The sequence below is a fragment of the Paenibacillus sp. 1781tsa1 genome, assembly GCF_024159265.1.
GTDB lineage: Bacteria > Bacillota > Bacilli > Paenibacillales > Paenibacillaceae > Paenibacillus.
The window spans coordinates 6,202,247-6,222,074 of sequence record NZ_JAMYWY010000001.1 but is presented as its reverse complement, the minus strand read 5'-3'; the positions used below and the strand labels follow the sequence as shown (position 1 = coordinate 6,222,074).

General features: G+C 45.8%; 19 protein-coding genes and 1 other annotated feature. All 19 genes read left to right on the top strand.

Features of this window, described 5'->3' with window-relative positions; translation table 11 throughout:
• Window positions 1–38: 38 nt before the first annotated feature.
• The 19 genes from cysS to fusA all read left to right on the top strand — a co-directional run bounded on the left by cysS (window position 39) and on the right by fusA (window position 19,820).
• Window positions 39–1,439, top strand: coding sequence for a cysteine--tRNA ligase (gene cysS / locus NKT06_RS28055; RefSeq protein ID WP_253442852.1), 1,401 nt, complete (start codon window positions 39–41; stop codon window positions 1,437–1,439).
• Window positions 1,436–1,915 (top strand): Mini-ribonuclease 3, encoded by a 480-nt coding sequence (locus NKT06_RS28050; RefSeq protein ID WP_036607160.1) that lies wholly within the window; start codon window positions 1,436–1,438, stop codon window positions 1,913–1,915. Before cysS ends, NKT06_RS28050 begins: the two co-directional genes overlap by 4 nt.
• Before the next feature lie 43 nt (window positions 1,916–1,958).
• A complete protein-coding gene (rlmB, locus tag NKT06_RS28045; protein WP_017692057.1) occupies window positions 1,959–2,705 on the top strand; it encodes a 23S rRNA (guanosine(2251)-2'-O)-methyltransferase RlmB in 747 nt (248 codons plus the stop codon).
• A 5-nt stretch (window positions 2,706–2,710) separates the two neighbouring features.
• A complete protein-coding gene (locus NKT06_RS28040) occupies window positions 2,711–3,232 on the top strand; it encodes an NYN domain-containing protein (protein WP_062836174.1) in 522 nt (173 codons plus the stop codon).
• Between the two features lie 171 nt (window positions 3,233–3,403).
• On the top strand, window positions 3,404–4,048 hold the full coding sequence (gene sigH / locus NKT06_RS28035) for an RNA polymerase sporulation sigma factor SigH (protein ID WP_017692059.1): 645 nt from the start codon (window positions 3,404–3,406) through the stop codon (window positions 4,046–4,048).
• 304 nt (window positions 4,049–4,352) lie between these two features.
• Window positions 4,353–4,502, top strand: a complete 150-nt coding sequence (gene rpmG / locus NKT06_RS28030) for a 50S ribosomal protein L33 (RefSeq protein WP_072735843.1) — start codon at window positions 4,353–4,355, stop codon at window positions 4,500–4,502.
• A 17-nt stretch (window positions 4,503–4,519) separates the two neighbouring features.
• Window positions 4,520–4,711, top strand: coding sequence for a preprotein translocase subunit SecE (gene secE / locus NKT06_RS28025; RefSeq protein WP_017692060.1), 192 nt, complete (start codon window positions 4,520–4,522; stop codon window positions 4,709–4,711).
• A gap of 21 nt (window positions 4,712–4,732) precedes the next feature.
• A complete protein-coding gene (nusG, locus tag NKT06_RS28020) occupies window positions 4,733–5,266 on the top strand; it encodes a transcription termination/antitermination protein NusG (protein ID WP_024633599.1) in 534 nt (177 codons plus the stop codon).
• Window positions 5,267–5,334: 68 nt separating this feature from the next.
• The gene (rplK, locus tag NKT06_RS28015) at window positions 5,335–5,760 is read left to right on the top strand and encodes a 50S ribosomal protein L11 (RefSeq protein ID WP_017692062.1); all 426 of its coding nucleotides are present in this window, start codon (window positions 5,335–5,337) and stop codon (window positions 5,758–5,760) included.
• Window positions 5,761–5,854: 94 nt separating this feature from the next.
• Window positions 5,855–6,547, top strand: a complete 693-nt coding sequence (gene rplA / locus NKT06_RS28010; protein ID WP_017692063.1) for a 50S ribosomal protein L1 — start codon at window positions 5,855–5,857, stop codon at window positions 6,545–6,547.
• 67 nt (window positions 6,548–6,614) lie between these two features.
• Window positions 6,615–6,762 (top strand) — a sequence feature (ribosomal protein L10 leader region).
• A 23-nt stretch (window positions 6,763–6,785) separates the two neighbouring features.
• Complete coding sequence (gene rplJ, locus NKT06_RS28005) at window positions 6,786–7,289, top strand: 50S ribosomal protein L10 (protein WP_062836175.1); 504 nt, start codon at window positions 6,786–6,788, stop codon at window positions 7,287–7,289.
• A gap of 72 nt (window positions 7,290–7,361) precedes the next feature.
• Window positions 7,362–7,721 (top strand): 50S ribosomal protein L7/L12, encoded by a 360-nt coding sequence (gene rplL / locus NKT06_RS28000; RefSeq protein WP_062836176.1) that lies wholly within the window; start codon window positions 7,362–7,364, stop codon window positions 7,719–7,721.
• A 96-nt stretch (window positions 7,722–7,817) separates the two neighbouring features.
• Window positions 7,818–8,438 carry a class I SAM-dependent methyltransferase gene (locus NKT06_RS27995; RefSeq protein WP_124118844.1) on the top strand — a complete coding sequence of 207 codons (621 nt, stop codon included), beginning with the start codon at window positions 7,818–7,820 and terminating at the stop codon, window positions 8,436–8,438.
• Between the two features lie 394 nt (window positions 8,439–8,832).
• Window positions 8,833–12,378, top strand: coding sequence for a DNA-directed RNA polymerase subunit beta (gene rpoB, locus NKT06_RS27990; RefSeq protein WP_091039164.1), 3,546 nt, complete (start codon window positions 8,833–8,835; stop codon window positions 12,376–12,378).
• Window positions 12,379–12,491: 113 nt separating this feature from the next.
• Entirely contained in the window at window positions 12,492–16,106 is a 3,615-nt protein-coding gene (rpoC, locus tag NKT06_RS27985; protein WP_253441177.1) for a DNA-directed RNA polymerase subunit beta', read from the top strand.
• A gap of 204 nt (window positions 16,107–16,310) precedes the next feature.
• Complete coding sequence (locus NKT06_RS27980; protein WP_047841123.1) at window positions 16,311–16,559, top strand: ribosomal L7Ae/L30e/S12e/Gadd45 family protein; 249 nt, start codon at window positions 16,311–16,313, stop codon at window positions 16,557–16,559.
• Window positions 16,560–16,712: 153 nt separating this feature from the next.
• A complete protein-coding gene (gene rpsL / locus NKT06_RS27975) occupies window positions 16,713–17,135 on the top strand; it encodes a 30S ribosomal protein S12 (RefSeq protein ID WP_017692070.1) in 423 nt (140 codons plus the stop codon).
• An 87-nt stretch (window positions 17,136–17,222) separates the two neighbouring features.
• On the top strand, window positions 17,223–17,693 hold the full coding sequence (gene rpsG, locus NKT06_RS27970; RefSeq protein WP_018753997.1) for a 30S ribosomal protein S7: 471 nt from the start codon (window positions 17,223–17,225) through the stop codon (window positions 17,691–17,693).
• 48 nt (window positions 17,694–17,741) lie between these two features.
• Window positions 17,742–19,820, top strand: a complete 2,079-nt coding sequence (fusA, locus tag NKT06_RS27965) for an elongation factor G (protein ID WP_253441175.1) — start codon at window positions 17,742–17,744, stop codon at window positions 19,818–19,820.
• The last annotated feature ends 8 nt before the right edge of the window (window positions 19,821–19,828 follow it).

Genomic DNA, 19,828 nt, shown 5'->3' with positions numbered 1-19,828 from the left:
ATAAATAAAGGCAGTATAGGATGAAAGGATAAGTGACCATGACGCTTCAGATTTATAATACGATGAGTCGTACAAAAGAAGAATTTGTTCCCCAAGAGCCAGGCAAAGTAAAAATGTACGTCTGCGGACCAACGGTATATGACTATATTCATATTGGCAATGCACGCCCGGTTATCTTTTTCGACACGGTTCGTGGATACCTGGAACAGACAGGACATGATGTAAACTATGTGGTGAACTTCACGGATGTGGACGATAAGCTGATTCGCAAAGCGGAACAACTTGGAACGGATGTTCCTCATGTCGCGGAGAAGTTTATTGCAGCCTATTATGAAGACCTTGAGGGATTGGGTATTCCTAAGGCAAGTAGCAACCCGAGAGTAACGGAAAACATGCCGCTCATTATTGAGTTTATCCGTGAGTTGGTTGAAAAAGGTTTCGCATACGAAAATGGCGGTGATGTCTATTACCGTACAGGCAAATTCAGCGAGTATGGCAAGCTCTCGAAACAAAATTTACAGGAGCTGCAATTCGGAATTCGTGTAGGTGTGGACGAGCGCAAAGAGCATCCCGAAGATTTCGTACTGTGGAAGGCTGCAAAACCAGGTGAGATCTATTGGTCCAGTCCTTGGGGCGATGGTCGACCAGGCTGGCATATTGAGTGCTCTGCCATGGCTAGGGAGTACCTTGGGGATACACTGGACATTCACGGGGGTGGACAGGATCTACAGTTCCCGCACCATGAGTGCGAATGCGCCCAATCCGAGGTATTAACAGGTAAACCACTTGCGAACTACTGGATGCATAACGGATTCATCCGGATTGATAACGAGAAGATGTCGAAATCCCTCGGTAATGGTGTTCTTGTTAAAGATTTGCGGAATCAATATAAACGCGAAGCGATTCGTTATTTTATGTTGTCTACCCACTATCGTAATCCGTTGAATTTCACGGATGATACGATGGAGCAGGCACAGAACAGTGTGGACCGGATTGCGAATGCTGTAGGTAACCTGAACCATCGTCTGAACGCAGTAACCGTAGATCAGGATATCACAGCAGAGTTTGCGGCAAGACTCGACCAAATTCGTCAGCAGTATCACGAGAAGATGCAGGATGATTTCAATACTCCTGATGCGATCACTGCTATGTTTGAGTGGGCAGGGGAAGCCAACCAACTGTTGCAGCAAGAAGTTGTCAATGCGGCAGACATTCGTGCGCTCCTCGAATTGTTCAGTGAATTGAATGCTGTGCTGCGCATTTACACGGATGCAGAGCCCGAACTTCTGGATGAGGAAGTCGAACATCTGATTGAAGAGCGTGTAGAAGCGCGCAAGTCCAAAAACTGGGCAAGAGCGGATGAAATTCGCGATGAGTTGTCTGCACGTGGCATTCTGCTTGAAGATACGGCGCAGGGCATGAGATGGCGGCGCAAATGAGCGAAGGACATCCAAATACACCAAAACAACAGGAGCAGGTCACGGAGGGAGGGTGGTTTCCGTATCCTCCATCCAGACCTGCGAGGTTGATTCCACCTATTGCACTGGCCTATATTGGTGATGCGGTATATGAGGTAGCTGTTCGTCAATATCTATTGTCGAAAGCCAACATGCGTCCCAATCATCTGCACCGTAGTGCAACTGGGTTGGTATCAGCGAAGGCGCAGAGCCGCATACTTACAACGATTGAGGCTGAACTGACAGAGGAAGAACGTGATATCGTCCGGCAAGGGCGGAATGCCAAGTCGGGTAGTGTACCCAAAAATGCAGATGTGTTGGAGTACAGACATGCCACAGCTTTTGAATGTCTTATTGGTTATCTCTACAGCAGTGGTCATCATGATCGCATGATTGAACTGATCGGGCTTGGCATTGAGCACGCGGAACAACAATCGCCATCGCCGACAAAAAAATAGAAATTTCAACAAAACAACGCATTACAGAGAGGATCGAACAACGATGGAAGAAGAATGGATCGCCGGTAAACACTCCGTGACGGAGGCGCTGCGTTCAGGCCGGACCATTAATAAAATATGGATTGCCGATACAGCACAGAAACATCTGACTCAACCTATTATCTCGGAAGCTAAAAAACTAGGTATTGTCATTCAACACGTGGACAAGCGTAAGCTGGATCAAACGGTACCAGGCATTCAGCATCAGGGGGTAGTTGCACAAGCTGCACCTTACGCTTATGTGGAGGTAGAAGACATTCTTGCTGCAGCGAAAGCGAAGAACGAGCATCCTTTCCTGATTCTACTGGATGAGATCGAAGATCCTCATAACCTGGGGTCGATTTTGCGGACAGCAGACTGCACGGGTGCGCATGGCGTCATTGTACCCAAACGTCGCTCGGCAGCGGTAACCGTAACGGTATCCAAAACGTCAGCAGGCGCCGTGGAGTATGTGCCAGTGGCTCGTGTAAGTAATCTTGGCCAGACCATCGATCGCCTCAAAGAGGAAGGTGTATGGGTTGTAGGGACAGATGTCACTGCTCATGAAGGTGTCTTTGGTAATGGAGTCTTTACTGGCCCTGTGGCATTGGTAATCGGAAATGAGAACAAGGGAATGGGACGACTTATTCGTGAGAAATGCGACGTACTGATCAAATTACCGATGCAAGGTCAGATTAATTCCCTGAATGCTTCCGTGGCAGCGGGTGTTGTCATGTATGAAGTGCTCCGCTCGCGTCAAGCGCAGGAATAGAAGGTATGGCTGATTCCCGTGATGTGCTTCTTGTAGACGGGTATAACATGATTGGCGACTGGCCGGAATTAACCAGACTGGCGGAAAGTGGACTCGAAGAGGCGCGCAACAGGCTCCTCTTTCGTCTTGCGGACTACCAGGCGTTCTCCGGCCGGCGAGTCATTGTTGTGTTTGACGCCTACCTCGTGCCTGGACTCGGTAAATCCTTTACTCAGAGCAAAGTGCAGATTTATTTTACAAAGGAAAAAGAGACGGCAGACGAATGCATTGAGAGACTCGTTCGGGAACTAAGCATGCGAAGACGCCAAATCTATGTGGCTACGAGCGATATGGTAGAGCAACATGTCATTTTCGGACAGGGAGCGCTACGCGTATCTGCAAGGGAATTGCTAATTGAAGTTGAGCAGAACGAAAAAGAATTAAAAAAACGACTGGAAGAAGATCAGGCGAAGACCACGCGTAACACACTCGGGGGCAAGTTGAGTCCAGATGTATTGAAAGAGTTTGAGCGGTGGCGCCGGGAATAACAGCTCGGTTTTACAAAAATTAGAATATTGAAACTCTTGACATTTATGTTATTGATGTTCTTTTTTAGGCAGAGCGTGGTTGACGGTGTGAGGTACCATCATATATACTGATCCTATATTTCATAGAGTAGAGTAACGGGGTACCTTGCGTTGCAGCCGGAGGGATTGTCTGTGAGTGTCGACCTCAAAGATATCATGTTATCTAAGTATGATTACCAAAGTGACGAAGACATTGTCGAAGCTTTCCGTGAAGGCGAAAGCGAAGCGTTAGAGTTTTTGATTAACAAATATCGTAACTTTGTACGCGCCAAGGCTAGATCTTATTTTCTGATTGGGGCAGACCGGGAAGATATTATTCAAGAAGGAATGATTGGCCTCTATAAATCCATTCGAGATTTCAAAGGGGACAAGCTGGCTTCGTTCAAGGCTTTTGCTGAACTCTGTATTACAAGACAGATTATCACGGCGATTAAGACAGCAACACGTCAGAAGCATATTCCGCTTAATTCTTATGTATCTCTGGACAAGCCTATTTATGACGAAGAGTCTGATCGTACGTTACTCGATGTGATTTGTGGAACCCAGGTCAGTGATCCGGAAGAATTGATCATCAATCAGGAAGAGTTTGTGGGCCTGGAAGATAAAATGTCCGAGATTCTGAGTGATCTGGAGCGTAAAGTATTGATGTTGTATCTGGACGGGAGATCTTATCAAGAGATTGCAGTTGATTTGGACAGACATGTGAAGTCCATTGATAATGCACTTCAGCGCGTTAAGCGCAAACTTGAAAAGTACCTGGAAGTTCGAGATAATTAAACACATGTTGTCGTTGAAGGAAAAGGCTCGGTGTTTGAGTCTTTTTTTACTGTCTCAAGTTTATAAAATCAAAGAATGTTTATACTAGTAATCGCTCGGTCCATGTAGGAGAAGAGAAAAACAGAGATGCGAAACGAATGTACGTTGTACGGAAGTAATACCCAATGAATGAAAGGCTATTCTTTCGTTGACATGGTTATACCCTTGTGATAAAGTGTTTTAGGTAGGCCTAAATTTATGGCTTTTTTTCAGGATCAATTTAGAGACTCTGCTTGAATGTGGAAGTCTTCGGGAGGTGTACATCATGCGGGTAATTATTACTTTGGCTTGTACTAACTGCAAACAAAGAAATTACACTACGACAAAAAACAAGCGTAATCACCCCGACCGCATGGAGATGAAGAAATTTTGCAAGTTTTGTAACGAGCAGACTTCTCATCGCGAAACCAGATAGTTTTTGGAGGTGTCGGCGTGAAACGAAGTTTCAAATCTCTGATTTCCTTTTTCTCAGAAAGCTGGGCTGAACTTAAAAAAGTTCGCTGGCCTAATCGTAAAGAGCTGACCAACTACACATTGATCGTACTTGGTACTGTTGTGGTTATGACGCTGTTTTTTTGGGTCATTGACATTGGCATCTCCTTTGTGATCGAAGCGATTATTTAAGAAGGGTTCCGGTGGCTTGATATGGAAAAAAGATGGTACGTCGTTCATACCTATTCAGGGTATGAGAACAAGGTCAAGGCCAATTTGGAAAAACGCGTCGAGTCTATGGGCATGGAAGACAAGATATTCCGCGTTCTTGTTCCTATGGAAGAAGAAGTGGTAAACAAGGACGGTAAGAAAAAAACCGTTATGCGTAAAGTTTACCCTGGTTATGTCTTGGTGGAAATGGTACAGACGGATGACTCTTGGTATGTTGTTCGCAACACACCAGGTGTTACAGGATTTGTCGGTTCGACAGGTTCTGGGTCCAAACCAACTGCTTTGTTGCCTGAAGAAGTGGAACAAATTCTGAAGCACATGGGTATGGTTGAACCTAAGCCGAAAATTGAGTTCGATATTAAGGAATCCGTACGTATTAAAGTCGGTCCTTTTGCGAATTTCGTAGGCTCCGTGGAAGAAATTTTGGTAGACAAAAGCAAGTTGAAAGTGCACGTGAACATGTTTGGACGGGAAACACCGCTTGAGTTGGAATATACGCAAGTGGAGAAGATATAGTTTCTTCAAGTTTCTTGTGGGAGGGCTGGAAGGCCCGTTAACCACTATTTTGCAAGGAGGTGTCAATCATGGCAAAAAAGGTAATCAAAATGGTAAAACTGCAGATTCCAGCAGGTAAAGCAAATCCAGCGCCACCAGTAGGTCCAGCTTTGGGTCAAGCAGGTGTCAACATCATGGCATTCTGTAAAGAATTCAACGCTCGTACAGCTGATCAAGCAGGATTGATTATTCCAGTTGAAATTTCTGTATTCGAGGACCGTTCCTTTACTTTCATCACTAAAACTCCACCAGCAGCAGTTCTGTTGAAAGTGGCAGCTAAAGTTGAAAAAGGATCCGGCGAACCGAACAAGAAAAAAGTTGCTACTGTTAAACGTGATGCGGTTCGTCAAATCGCAGAAACAAAAATGCCTGACCTGAATGCAGCAGACGTTGAGTCCGCTATGCGTATGGTCGAAGGTACTGCCCGCAGCATGGGTATCACCATCGAAGACTAATTTTCATAAGAAACATGGCTTCGTAAAACCGGTCGATTCGCGACCGGTTGATGTGGGAGGTATATCCGCTAACACCACAAAGGAGGAATAAAACATGGCTAAACACGGTAAAAAATACCTGGAAGCTGCTAAGCTGATTGACAGCGAAGCAACTTACGAGCCTTCAGAAGCTGTAGAGCTTGTGAAAAAGGCAGCTACTGCAAAATTCGATGAAACAATCGAAGCAGCAGTTCGTTTGGGTGTAGACCCTCGTAAGCAAGACCAGGCTGTACGTGGTGTTGTTGTCTTGCCACACGGCACAGGTAAAACACAACGCGTATTGGTATTTGCAAAAGGTGACAAAGCGAAAGAAGCGGAAGCGGCTGGCGCGGACTATGTTGGTGATGCAGACATGATCAACAAAATCCAACAAGGCTGGTTCGAATTCGACGTCTGCGTAGCGACACCAGATATGATGAGTGAAGTAGGTAAATTGGGCCGACTGCTCGGCGGTAAAGGTCTGATGCCTAACCCTAAAGCCGGAACGGTAACTTTCGATGTAACTAAGGCTGTTCAAGAAATTAAAGCCGGTAAAATCGAATATCGTCTGGATCGTGCAGGTCAAATTCATGCACCGATTGGTAAAGCTTCTTTCTCTTCTGAGCAACTTAATGAGAACTTCAAAGCTCTCATGGAAGCTCTGAATCGTGCTAAACCAGCGGCAGCAAAAGGTGTTTATCTGAAGAATGTTAGTCTTTCTTCCACGATGGGCCCTGGCGCACGCGTGAACGCAGCAGCTTTTAGATAATATCTATTGACAGGCTTGTCCTGTTTTGATAAGATATAAAAGTTGTGAGTCCGAGTGACTGACCGTTGACATTTGAATATGCTTGCCGTAGACAGTAGGTGCCAATTGGCTTAATTTCCTGCCGAGGTGTGATTATAGAACTTAGAACGATGCAAATCGGTTGTGAGTATATATCAAGCCTTCGTGATTCTACGGAGGCTTTTCTTAATGGGATAAATTTGATCAGGAGGTGTACAGATTGGCAAACGCAAAAGTGATTCAAGCAAAACAAGAGTCCGTTGATGCAGTAACAGCAAAATTGCGCGAGAGCGTTACAACTGTTGTTGTTGACTATCGCGGATTGAACGTTGCCCAAGTAACTGAGTTGCGTAAGCAACTTCGTGAAGCAGGGATCGAATTCCAAGTGCTGAAAAACTCGTTGCTTCGCCGTGCAGCTGCAGCAGCAGAACTGACAGAACTCGATAGTGTTCTTACAGGTCCTACTGCAATTGCATTCAGCGTAGATGACGTTGTGGCTCCAGCTAAAATTCTGAACGACTTCGCGAAAAAGAACGATGCATTGGAATTGAAAGGTGCTGTCGTAGAAGGTCGCGTAATCGGAGTACAAGAAGTTAAGGCGTTGGCAGAATTGCCATCCCGCGATGGACTCCTTTCCATGCTCCTCAGCGTGCTTCAAGCGCCAGTGCGCAACTTCGCGCTTGCGGTTAAAGCAGTTGCAGAAAAAGAAGAACAAGGCGCGTAAGCAACTTGATCTGAACGCTGCTTAGGCGGCAATTGAATTAAAAAAAATAATATTATATATGGAGGTTCACTCATGAGTAAAGAGCAAATCTTGGAAGCAATCAAAGGCATGACTGTACTGGAATTGAACGATCTTGTTAAAGCAATCGAAGAAGAATTCGGCGTAACTGCTGCAGCTCCAGTAGCTGCTGCAGGTGCAGTAGCTTCTGCTGAAGCTGAGCAATCCGAGTTCGACGTAATCTTGACTAACGCTGGTGCTTCCAAAATCAACGTTATCAAAGCAGTTCGCGAAATCACAGGTCTTGGCCTGAAAGAAGCAAAAGAACTGGTTGACAACGCTCCAAAAGCATTGAAAGAAAAAGTTGCTAAAGAAGAAGCAGAAGCGGTTAAAGCTAAGCTTGAAGAAGCAGGCGCTACAATCGAAGTTAAATAATTTAGCTTTTATAAGCTAGATGAACAAAACAACAAACCCCTTGACTTATATCAAGGGGTTTGTTGCTGTAATTGTAAATGGAAAGTGAGTGAGGGCATGTCCAATCATTATTATTCGGACAAACCGCAAGTAGCACATGATCGTAGAGCAACTGAAGCGGTTCTTCGCGGTTTCAGTCTGCGATTCGTGACGGACGCCGGTGTGTTTTCCAAAAACGGAATCGATTATGGCAGCAGAGTATTGATTGATGCGATAGAGTTGCCATCAGGGGCTCATGTTCTCGATGTGGGTTGTGGATACGGACCGATGGGTCTTACAGCAGCCAAACTTGTACCGGATGGGCATGTCACCATGATCGATATCAACGAGAGAGCCGTTGAACTTTCCAGGGAAAATGCAAAAGCGAACGGAATTAACAATGTTACTGTATTGCAAAGTAATCTACTGGCTGAAGTAAAAAAGCAAGATTTTGACGTTATCTTAACCAATCCGCCTATACGGGCTGGGAAAGAGACAGTTCATACTATTTTCGAACAGGCACATCGCCATCTGAAGGTAGGCGGTTCGTTGTGGATTGTCATTCAGAAAAAACAAGGGGCCCCATCAGCAAAAGCGAAATTGGAATCTTTGTTTGGAAGAGTGGAAGAAGTGACGAAGGATAAAGGCTACCGGATTTTCAAAGCGATGAAATCGGAAGAGGGTTCTACTAAAAGCTGAATCCGAGTTTGTAAAGTAAGCAGGGGATCATTTTTTTTGCAATAGGACTATTGACATGAAATTCAGGCCGTGGTATTATTGTAAAATGTCAGTATTAAGATGCCCTACTTGGCTTTAGCTAACTAAAAATGTCAACCTTTTTTTACGCCGAACGGGCTTATTATGCCTACGTTTGGCGTATAATATGTACATTTTGGGCAAACTGGGGATAAGAATGTTTTGGAAAGACATCCGCCGATCAAAGTTGCTCTTTTTTCGAACGACATTTCGAGTAAGGGCTTTTCTTTATTTGTGGATGCATTGCTTTGCTCTGTATGTGTACCATTATAAGGTTACAAACAGAGGTTCGCAACGAAATTTTTAAAGTGAGTAGACATTGAGGGGTGAGTTTAAGTTGGCAGGACATCTTGTTCAATATGGTCGACGCACTCGGCGCAGTTATGCACGAATTAACGAGATACTCGAAGTTCCTAACCTGATTGAAATCCAACAAAAATCTTATGATTGGTTTTTGGAGGAAGGGTTGCGCGAAATGTTCCAGGATATCTCGCCGATCCAGGATTTTACAGGTAACTTGATTTTGGAATTTATCGATTACAGTCTCGGTGAACCGAAGTATACAGTAGACGACGCGAAAGAGCGTGACGTTACTTATGCAGCACCGCTTCGGGTCAAAGTCCGGCTCATTAATAAGGAAACCGGCGAAGTCAAAGAGCAGGAAGTATTCATGGGAGATTTCCCGCTGATGACCAACACGGGCACATTTATTATTAATGGTGCGGAACGGGTTATTGTCAGCCAGTTGGTTCGCTCTCCTAGCGTTTACTTCAGTACCAAAGTAGATAAAAACGCCAAAAAAACGTATACCGCTACAGTTATTCCTAACCGCGGCGCTTGGTTGGAACTGGAGATGGACGCGAAGGATGTTGTTTACGTCCGGATCGACCGTACACGTAAAATACCGGTTACGGTTCTCCTGCGTTCACTTGGTTTTGGCACAGATGCTGAGATTCTGGATCTGCTCGGTAATGACGAATATATCCGCAACACACTGGACAAAGACAACACGGATTCCACGGAGAAAGCACTCATTGAGATCTATGAGCGTCTTCGTCCGGGCGAGCCACCAACGTTGGATAATGCGAAAAGCTTGCTCGTAGCACGTTTCTTTGATCCAAAACGTTATGACCTGGCTAATGTAGGTCGTTACAAAATGAATAAAAAACTTCACATCAAAAACCGTTTGTTTAACCAACGCTTGGCTGAATCACTTGTTGACGCTGAAACAGGTGAAATCATTGCTGAAGCAGGCCAAATGGTTGATCGTCGTTTATTGGATGAAATCATGCCGTATCTGGAGAAAAGCGTTGGATTCCGCACGTATCACGTGGGTAACGGCGTTTTGGATGCCAATGATATCCCTATGCAAACGATTGATGTGTTCTCACCAACTGAAGATGGTAAAGTGGTCAAACTGATTGCCAATGCAAACATTGACAAGTCCGTTAAAAACGTGACACCGGCGGATATCATTTCGTCCATCAGTTACTTCCTTAACCTTCTGCAGGGAATTGGTAGCACGGATGATATCGATCATCTGGGCAACCGTCGTTTGCGTTCGGTGGGTGAACTCCTGCAGAATCAGTTCCGTATCGGTTTGTCCCGTATGGAGCGTGTGGTTCGTGAGAGAATGTCCATTCAGGATGCCAACGTCATTACACCACAGGCATTGATCAACATACGTCCTGTTATTGCATCAATTAAAGAGTTCTTTGGTAGCTCTCAGTTGTCACAGTTTATGGATCAAACGAACCCACTGGGTGAGTTGACACATAAACGTCGTTTGTCCGCACTCGGACCCGGTGGTTTGACGCGTGAGCGCGCAGGTATGGAAGTGCGTGACGTCCATCCATCCCACTATGGCCGTATGTGTCCAATCGAGACTCCAGAGGGACCAAACATCGGTTTGATCAACTCCTTGTCTACGTTCGCCCGTGTGAATGAATATGGCTTCATTGAAGCTCCATATCGTTGGGTTGATCCGAAGACAGGTATTGTGACCGAGCAAATTGATTACCTGACAGCGGACGAAGAGGACAACTATGTCATCGCGCAAGCGAATGCGAAGTTGAACGAAGACGGTACATTTGAAGAAGAAGCGATCATTGTACGTTACAACAAACAGTCGGATAACATCCTTACGATGCCGAGTGAACGAGTTGACTACATGGACGTATCTCCTAAACAGGTTGTATCCGTCGCTACAGCGCTTATCCCGTTCCTTGAGAACGATGACTCCAACCGTGCACTCATGGGATCTAACATGCAGCGGCAGGCGGTTCCACTCTTGATTCCTAAAGCGCCACTTGTAGGAACAGGTATGGAGCACAAAGCTGCAAAAGACTCTGGTGTATGTATTGTCTCCGATTATGACGGAATTATTGAACGTTCTTCTGCGAACGAAATTTGGCTCCGTCGTGTTGAAGAAGTGGATGGTCAGGAAGTCAAAGGCGATATCGTTAAATATAAATTACACAAATTTATGCGTTCGAACCAAGGAACATGCATTAACCAGCGTCCGATTGTCAAAAGAGGTGCTGCTGTTAAAGCTGGCGATATCCTCGCTGACGGTCCTTCAACGGAAATGGGTGAATTGGCTCTGGGACGTAACGTCGTTGTTGCCTTCATGACTTGGGAAGGTTACAACTACGAGGATGCGATCTTGCTCAGTGAAAAACTCGTTAAAGAAGATGTATACACATCCATCCATATCGAGGAGTATGAGTCAGAAGCACGTGATACCAAGCTCGGACCTGAAGAGATCACACGTGATATCCCTAACGTTGGGGAAGAAGCGTTGCGTAACTTGGATGAGCGCGGTATTATCCGAATCGGTGCTGAGATCAGTGCTGGCGACATTCTGGTAGGTAAAGTAACGCCTAAGGGTGTAACAGAGCTGACAGCAGAAGAACGTCTCCTGCATGCAATCTTTGGTGAGAAAGCACGTGAAGTACGTGATACTTCCTTGCGTGTACCACACGGTACTGACGGTATCGTAGTAGACGTGAAAGTATTTACCCGTGAAAACGGTGATGAACTGCCTCCAGGTGTTAACCAACTCGTTCGTGTATATATCGCTCAAAAACGGAAAATTTCCGAGGGTGATAAAATGGCCGGACGTCACGGTAACAAAGGGGTCGTGGCCCGCATCTTGCCGGAAGAAGATATGCCTTTCCTGCCAGACGGTACACCGGTTCAAATCGTTCTTAACCCACTGGGCGTACCTTCCCGGATGAATATCGGTCAAGTACTTGAGGTTCACTTGGGTATGGCCGCGATGCAACTGGGTATTCACGTAGCAACTCCTGTATTCGACGGAGCGAAGGAGTATGACGTCTTCGATACGATGGAAGAAGCAGGAATGCAACGTAATGGTAAAACTGTCCTGTATGATGGTCGTACAGGTGAAGAGTTCGAACGTGAAGTTACCGTTGGTGTCATGCACATGATCAAATTGGCACACATGGTTGATGATAAAATCCATGCCCGTTCCACGGGTCCTTACTCACTTGTTACGCAACAGCCATTGGGTGGTAAAGCCCAATTTGGTGGACAGCGTTTCGGGGAGATGGAAGTATGGGCGCTTGAGGCGTACGGTGCTGCTTATACGCTGCAAGAAATCTTGACTGTTAAATCCGATGATGTTGTTGGTCGGGTTAAAACATATGAATCCATCGTCAAAGGCGAGAATGTTCCGGAACCAGGTGTTCCTGAATCATTCAAAGTATTGATCAAAGAGCTGCAAAGCTTGGGTATGGACGTTAAGATTTTGAGTGAAGATGAGCAAGAGATTGAAATGAGAGAAATGGACGATGAAGATGACGCTGCGAGCGATAAGCTCAGCCTCAACCTTGAGGGTACAGAGGTCGGAGCGGAATAAACCGCTTCGAGCGCATGATGACCGGCGTTTTTCATCAGGCTCGCGTCTTGCTCCGGCTTCGGCCGGAGAGGGCGTAACCTAGAATACAGGAATTGGTTAAGGAGGGTTGCTCCTTGTTGGACGTCAACAATTTCGAATACATGAAGATCGGGCTTGCTTCCCCAGAGAAAATTCGTTCTTGGTCCCGCGGAGAAGTGAAAAAACCGGAAACGATCAACTATCGTACGTTGAAACCGGAAAAAGAAGGGCTGTTCTGCGAAAAGATTTTTGGCCCTACAAAAGACTGGGAATGTCATTGCGGTAAATACAAACGCGTCCGTTATAAAGGCGTTGTCTGTGATCGTTGTGGCGTTGAAGTAACACGTGCGAAAGTACGCCGCGAACGGATGGGCCATATTGAGCTCGCTGCTCCGGTATCGCATATCTGGTACTTCAAAGGTATTCCGAGCCGTATGGGTCTTGCTCTGGATATGTCTCCAAGATCTCTTGAAGAGATTATTTATTTTGCATCATATGTTGTAACAGATCCAGGAGAAACTCCACTGGAGAAAAAACAGCTGTTGTCCGAGAAAGAATACCGCAGCTACCGTGAAAAATACGGTTATGGTTTCCAGGCTGGCATGGGCGCAGAAGCGGTTAAAAAATTGCTTCAAGACCTTGACATAGACAAAGAGCTCGAGTTCCTGAAAGAAGAGCTCCGGACTGCGCAAGGACAACGTCGTAATCGTGCAATCAAACGTCTGGAAGTTATCGAAGCATTCCGCAACTCCGGCAACAAGCCAGAGTGGATGATCATGGATGTACTTCCTGTTATCCCGCCGGAACTTCGTCCGATGGTACAGTTGGACGGTGGACGTTTTGCAACGTCTGACCTGAATGACTTGTATCGCCGTGTAATCAACCGGAACAACCGTCTGAAACGTCTGCTTGATCTGGGCGCGCCAGATATTATCGTGCAAAATGAAAAACGGATGTTGCAGGAAGCTGTTGACGCATTGATCGATAATGGTCGTCGCGGTCGCCCGGTAACGGGTCCTGGTAACCGTCCATTGAAATCTCTCAGCCACATGCTGAAAGGTAAACAAGGACGTTTCCGTCAGAACTTGCTCGGTAAACGGGTTGACTATTCTGGTCGTTCCGTTATCGTTGTCGGACCTTACCTGAAAATGTATCAGTGTGGTCTGCCGAAAGATATGGCACTTGAATTGTTCAAGCCTTTCGTTATGAAAGAGCTTGTAAATAAAGGGCTTGCCCACAACATCAAGAGCGCGAAACGTAAAGTTGAGCGTGTAAGTCCTGAAGTATGGGATGTTCTTGAAGAAGTAATTAAGGAGCATCCGGTTCTGTTGAACCGTGCCCCTACGCTTCACAGACTCGGTATTCAAGCGTTTGAACCGATTCTCGTTGAAGGTAAAGCAATTCGTCTTCACCCACTCGTATGTACGGCATACAATGCCGACTTTGACGGTGACCAAATGGCCGTGCACGTTCCGTTGTCCGCTGAAGCTCAAGCGGAAGCACGTATCCTGATGCTTGCATCAGGTAACATTTTGAACCCGAAAGACGGTAAACCGGTTGTTACTCCTTCCCAGGATATGGTGCTTGGTTCTTATTACCTCACTATGGACAACAAGGAAGAAAAGGGCACAGGTATGATCTTGCGTACAGTTAACGAAGCTGTATCTGCATACCAACGTGGTACTGCTGGTCTGCATGCTCGTGTAGCTATTCCGGTTAAGGCGCTTGGTAAAACAAGCTTCACGGAAGAACAACAAGAAGGCATGTTGTTGACAACTGTTGGTAAAATTATCTTCAATGAAATTTTCCCGGCAAGCTTCCCGTATATCAATGATGCGACTCGTGCGAACCTGTACCAAGGTACTGCAGATCACTCATTTGTATATGAAAAAGGTGCTGACCTAAGAGAGGCTATTATGAATGCTCCTCTGGCTGGCGGTGTCGGCAAAGAATACCTCGGCTCCATCATTGCGCGTTGTTTTGAAATTTATCACACAACGGAAACTGCCGTTATTTTGGATAAAATCAAACAGCTTGGATTCACCTACTCTACTCGTGCCGGTATCACGGTTGCGGTATCTGATGTTATTGTTCCGCCTGAGAAGTTTGAAATTCTTAGACAGTCTGAGGATAAAGCACAAATCGTTACGAATCAGTACCGTCGTGGTCTGATTACGAATGAAGAGCGCTATGACCGTATCATTGATATCTGGTCAAAATCCAAAGATGACATCACTGAGATTCTGATGAAGTCCATGGATCGTTACAACTCGATCATGATGATGGTAGACTCCAAAGCACGGGGTAACAAATCGCAAATCACCCAATTGGGCGGTATGCGTGGTCTGATGGCCAACCCATCTGGTCGAATCATCGAACTCCCAATCAAATCAAACTTCCGTGAAGGTCTGACGGTACTCGAGTACTTTATCTCCACTCACGGAGCGCGTAAAGGTTTGGCGGATACAGCCCTGCGTACAGCCGATTCAGGTTACCTGACTCGTCGTCTCGTAGACGTAGCCCAAGACGTAATCGTGCGTGATGATGATTGTGGTACAGATAAGGGCTTTACGGTAAGTCGTATCCAGGATGGTAAAGAAGTTATTGAAGATCTCTACGACCGTATTGAAGGCAGATACTGCTTCGAGACAGTTCGTCATCCGGAAACAAAAGAAATCATTGCAGGTCGGAATGAATTGATTGACTCCGATAAAGCAGAAGCGATTATCAAAGCGGGAATCACCAAATTGCAAATCCGCTCCGTACTCAGCTGCCGTGCAAGTCATGGTGTCTGCAAGAAGTGTTATGGTCGTAACCTTGCGACAGGTAAACACGTGGAGATTGGTGAAGCAGTTGGAATTATTGCAGCACAATCCATTGGTGAGCCAGGAACACAGCTTACAATGCGTACGTTCCATACCGGCGGTGTAGCCGGAGACGATATTACGCAAGGTTTGCCGCGTATCCAAGAGTTGTTTGAAGCTCGTAATCCTAAGGGTCAAGCAACGATCAGTGAAATTGATGGTGTAGTTAAAGAGATTCGCGAAGCGAAAGATCGTCGTGAAATTGAAATTCAAGGTGAAGCGGAGTCCAAAGTATACTCTGTTACCTACGGTTCCCGTGTGCGCGTAAGCGAAGGCATGGAAATTGAAGCTGGTGATGAGTTGACAGATGGTTCCATCGATCCAAAAGAAATGCTGCGCATTAAAGGCGTACGTGGCGTACAGAACTACATTTTGCAGGAAGTACAGCGCGTATACCGTAACCAAGGCGTAGAAATCAATGACAAACACGTTGAAGTTATGATCCGTCAAATGCTGCGTAAAATCCGCATCGTAGATGCAGGTGATACAACGCTGTTGCCAGGATCGTTCGTAGATACGCATGAGTACGAAAGAGCTAACAAAATTGCGATTCTTAGTGATAAAGAGCCAGCGGTTGCTAAACCAATCCTGCTCGGTATTACGAAAGCATCCCTGGAAACAGACTCGTTCCTCTCGGCGGCTTCGTTCCAAGAAACTACACGTGTACTGACAGATGCAGCGATCAAAGGTAAAGTCGATCAGTTGCTCGGTCTGAAGGAAAATGTAATCATCGGTAAATTGATTCCTGCAGGTACAGGTATGCACCGTTACCGCAGCATCAAATTTGCTGAGCCAGAAGATGGCCAATCTTCAGTAGAAGAACTCGAGCCAGTTTCGGTTGATTAAATAGATTTCTCCTCATTTAGAGGGAATGAAAGTTTTGTACGTCAGGAGGCGGACGCTTGTATAGTGCAGGCGGACGAATCCTGATGTGCGTAAACTTTTATAAAATCTTTTAGGATTAGCATTGACAATGCTTGCGCTAGATGCTAATATATCAAAGGTGCGTGGGCAGCTGATTGTACATGGTTCTATTCGGAGGAATGCACAATGTCTAATGAAAAAGCCTTGCAAGATGCTCATGTCAAAATAGGTACCAAACAGACCATGCGGATGGTGCAGACAGGTATGGCTTCCGAAGTCTATGTCGCAGAAGATAGTGATCCGCAGCTCACTTCCAAAATCATTGCTTTGTGTGAACAACACAATGTGAAGTACACGAAAGTGGATACAATGAAAAATCTCGGCAAAGCTTGCGGGATTGGAGTGGGAGCAGCTATGGCTGCTGTCGTAAAATGATAGTGTAAGGAACGTTTTTGTCCGAGAACTTTTAGGGATTCTCCAAGGCAAAAACTTTTCATTTGTCTTTTTATGAACCGCCTGGGTCTGTGGACTTAGCGAAAAGAGGTTTATAAAGAAACATGAATATTTGAGGAAGGGGGTGGCAATCACATGCCAACTATCAATCAACTGGTTCGTAAAGGACGTCAAGCAAAAGTTGAGAAGTCAAAATCTCCAGCTTTGCAAAAAGGATTCAACGCTTTGAAACGTGAATCCACTAACATCAGTGCCCCACAAAAACGTGGTGTCTGCACTCGTGTAGGTACAATGACTCCACGTAAACCAAACTCTGCACTTCGTAAGTATGCCCGTGTTCGTTTGACGAACCGTCTCGAGGTAACTGCTTATATCCCGGGAATCGGACATAACCTTCAAGAGCACAGTGTGGTATTGATCCGCGGAGGTAAAGTTAAAGACCTTGCAGGGGTTCGTTATCACATCGTTCGTGGAGCTCTCGATACTGCAGGCGTAAACAACCGTATGCAAGCTCGTTCGAAATACGGTGCAAAACGTCCAAAAGCTAAAAAAGCCTAAACCATTATAAGCGGAGAACCTGAAAGCCTTCTGGCTTAGGTCTGGAAGGTACAGGGTCTGCTGAACAAGAAAGAAAGGGGGATATCCATGCCACGCAAAGGTCCAGTTACGAAAAGAGACGTGTTGCCAGATCCGGTATACAACTCCAAGTTGGTTACTCGTTTGATCAATCGCATCATGCTCGACGGAAAACGCGGTGTTGCTCAAAGCATTCTGTATAATGCGTTCAAGTTGATTCAAGAACGTACGGGTAATGACCCGATGGAAGTATTTGAAGCAGCAATCAAGAATATCATGCCAGTCCTGGAAGTTAAAGCTCGCCGTGTCGGCGGTGCCAACTACCAAGTACCAATCGAGGTAAAACCAGAGAGACGTACAGCTCTGGGACTACGTTGGCTCGTGAACTACTCCCGCAACCGCGGTGAGAAAACAATGGAAGAGCGTTTGGCGGCTGAGATCATCGACGCTTCCAACAACACAGGCGCTTCCGTTAAAAAACGTGAAGATACGCACAAAATGGCTGAAGCGAACAAAGCGTTTGCTCACTACCGTTGGTAGGATTCAGTTCACAATAAAAAACTTCTATTTTGAAGGGAGACCCATTTCATGGCTAGAGAGTTCTCCTTAAAAAATACACGTAATATCGGGATCATGGCTCATATTGATGCGGGTAAAACCACGACAACTGAGCGGATCTTGTTCTACACAGGACGTACGCACAAAATCGGTGAAGTACACGAAGGCGCTGCGACAATGGACTGGATGGAACAGGAACAGGAGCGCGGAATTACGATTACTTCCGCTGCGACTACCGCTGCTTGGAAAGGCCACCGCGTTAATATTATTGATACCCCGGGACACGTTGACTTCACTGTTGAAGTTGAACGTTCCCTTCGTGTATTGGACGGAGCAGTTGGTGTATTCAGTGCGAAAGAAGGCGTTGAGCCTCAGTCTGAAACTGTATGGAGACAGGCTGACAAGTACGGCGTACCTCGTATCGCATATGTAAACAAAATGGATATCATCGGTGCTGACTTCCTGAATGTTGTATCCGACATGCGTGATCGCCTTCAAGCGAACGCTGTTGCGATTCAGCTTCCAATTGGCGCTGAAAATGATTTCATCGGTATTATCGATATCGTTGAACAAAAGGCTCATATGTACAAAGATGACCTTGGTCAAAATATCGAAGAAACAGAAATTCCTGCGGAATTCAAAGAGCAAGTTGAAGAACTCCGTAATGAATTGATTGAGCGTGTTGCAGAACTGGATGAAGAATTGACAATGAAATACCTGGAAGGCGAAGAAATCTCTATTGAAGAGATCAAAGGCGCTCTCCGTAAAGGTGTTGTAGATGTTAAGATCTTCCCGGTTATCTGTGGATCCTCATATCGTAACAAAGGTGTTCAACTGATGTTGGATGCTGTTATCGACTACTTGCCAGCTCCAACAGATGTACCATCAATCACTGGTCATCTTGAAGATGGAACTGAAGCAGTACGTAAGTCCTCTGATGAAGAGCCATTCTCCGCATTGGCATTCAAAATCATGACTGACCCTTACGTTGGTAAATTGACATTCTTCCGCGTATACTCCGGTGTTCTTCAATCCGGTTCATATGTATTGAATGCAACTAAAAACAAACGTGAGCGTATCGGTCGTATCCTTCAAATGCATGCGAACAGCCGTCAAGAGATCACTGAAGTTTACTCCGGTGATATTGCAGCTGCCGTAGGTTTGAAAGATACGGGTACAGGTGATACACTATGTGATGAGAAAAATCCGGTTATCCTGGAGTCAATGAACTTCCCTGATCCGGTTATCGAAATCGCCGTTGAACCTAAAACCAAAGCTGACCAAGATAAAATGGGTGTTGCTCTCGGTAAGTTGACTGAAGAGGATCCAACTCTTCGTGCTCATACTGACGAAGAAACAGGTCAAACAATCTTGGCAGGTATGGGTGAGCTTCACCTTGATATCATCATCGACCGTATGCGTCGTGAGTTCAAGGTTGAAACTACTGTGGGTAAACCACAAGTAGCTTACCGTGAAACATTCCGTGCTCCAGCGCGCGTTGAAGGTAAATTCGTACGTCAATCCGGTGGTCGTGGTCAATACGGTCACGTATGGGTTGAATTCGAACCTCTCGAGCCGGGTACAGGCAGCCAGTTCGAAAGTAAGGTTGTCGGTGGTTCCGTTCCTAGAGAATACATTCAACCTGCACTGTCAGGGATTGAAGAGCAAATGAAAAACGGCGTTATTGCAGGCTTCCCGCTTGTTGACGTTAAGGCTACAATCGTAGACGGATCTTACCATGATGTCGATTCCAATGAGATGGCATTTAAAATTGCCGGATCTATGGCGCTTAAAGCGGCTAAAGACAAGTGTAAACCAGTTCTGCTTGAGCCTATCATGAAAGTAGAAGTAACTGTTCCAGAAGAGTACATGGGTGACGTAATGGGTATGTTGAACTCCCGTCGTGGCCGCATCGAAGGTATGGATTCCCGTAGTGGAGCTCAAATCATCCGTGCGAAGGTACCTCTGTCTGAGATGTTTGGTTACTCTACAACTCTTCGTTCAGGTACTCAAGGACGCGGCGTATTCTCCATGGAACTCTCTCATTATGAAGAAGTTCCTAAGAGCATCGCTGAAGAAATCGTTGCTAAAACAAAAGGCACCGAGTAGTTTTCTCA

Excerpts from the sequence above, each read along its gene's own strand:
- NKT06_RS28050 (WP_036607160.1), top strand. The coding sequence starts at position 1,436 with ATGAGCGAAGGACATCCAAATACACCAAAACAACAGGAGCAGGTCACG.
- rlmB (WP_017692057.1), top strand. The coding sequence starts at position 1,959 with ATGGAAGAAGAATGGATCGCCGGTAAACACTCCGTGACGGAGGCGCTG.
- rpmG (WP_072735843.1), top strand. The coding sequence starts at position 4,353 with ATGCGGGTAATTATTACTTTGGCTTGTACTAACTGCAAACAAAGAAAT.
- rplL (WP_062836176.1), top strand. The coding sequence starts at position 7,362 with ATGAGTAAAGAGCAAATCTTGGAAGCAATCAAAGGCATGACTGTACTG.
- rplA (WP_017692063.1), top strand. The coding sequence starts at position 5,855 with ATGGCTAAACACGGTAAAAAATACCTGGAAGCTGCTAAGCTGATTGAC.
- fusA (WP_253441175.1), top strand. The coding sequence starts at position 17,742 with ATGGCTAGAGAGTTCTCCTTAAAAAATACACGTAATATCGGGATCATG.
- NKT06_RS27980 (WP_047841123.1), top strand. The coding sequence starts at position 16,311 with ATGTCTAATGAAAAAGCCTTGCAAGATGCTCATGTCAAAATAGGTACC.
- nusG (WP_024633599.1), top strand. The coding sequence starts at position 4,733 with ATGGAAAAAAGATGGTACGTCGTTCATACCTATTCAGGGTATGAGAAC.
- rpsG (WP_018753997.1), top strand. The coding sequence starts at position 17,223 with ATGCCACGCAAAGGTCCAGTTACGAAAAGAGACGTGTTGCCAGATCCG.
- NKT06_RS28040 (WP_062836174.1), top strand. The coding sequence starts at position 2,711 with ATGGCTGATTCCCGTGATGTGCTTCTTGTAGACGGGTATAACATGATT.
- NKT06_RS27995 (WP_124118844.1), top strand. The coding sequence starts at position 7,818 with ATGTCCAATCATTATTATTCGGACAAACCGCAAGTAGCACATGATCGT.
- rpsL (WP_017692070.1), top strand. The coding sequence starts at position 16,713 with ATGCCAACTATCAATCAACTGGTTCGTAAAGGACGTCAAGCAAAAGTT.
- cysS (WP_253442852.1), top strand. The coding sequence starts at position 39 with ATGACGCTTCAGATTTATAATACGATGAGTCGTACAAAAGAAGAATTT.
- rplK (WP_017692062.1), top strand. The coding sequence starts at position 5,335 with ATGGCAAAAAAGGTAATCAAAATGGTAAAACTGCAGATTCCAGCAGGT.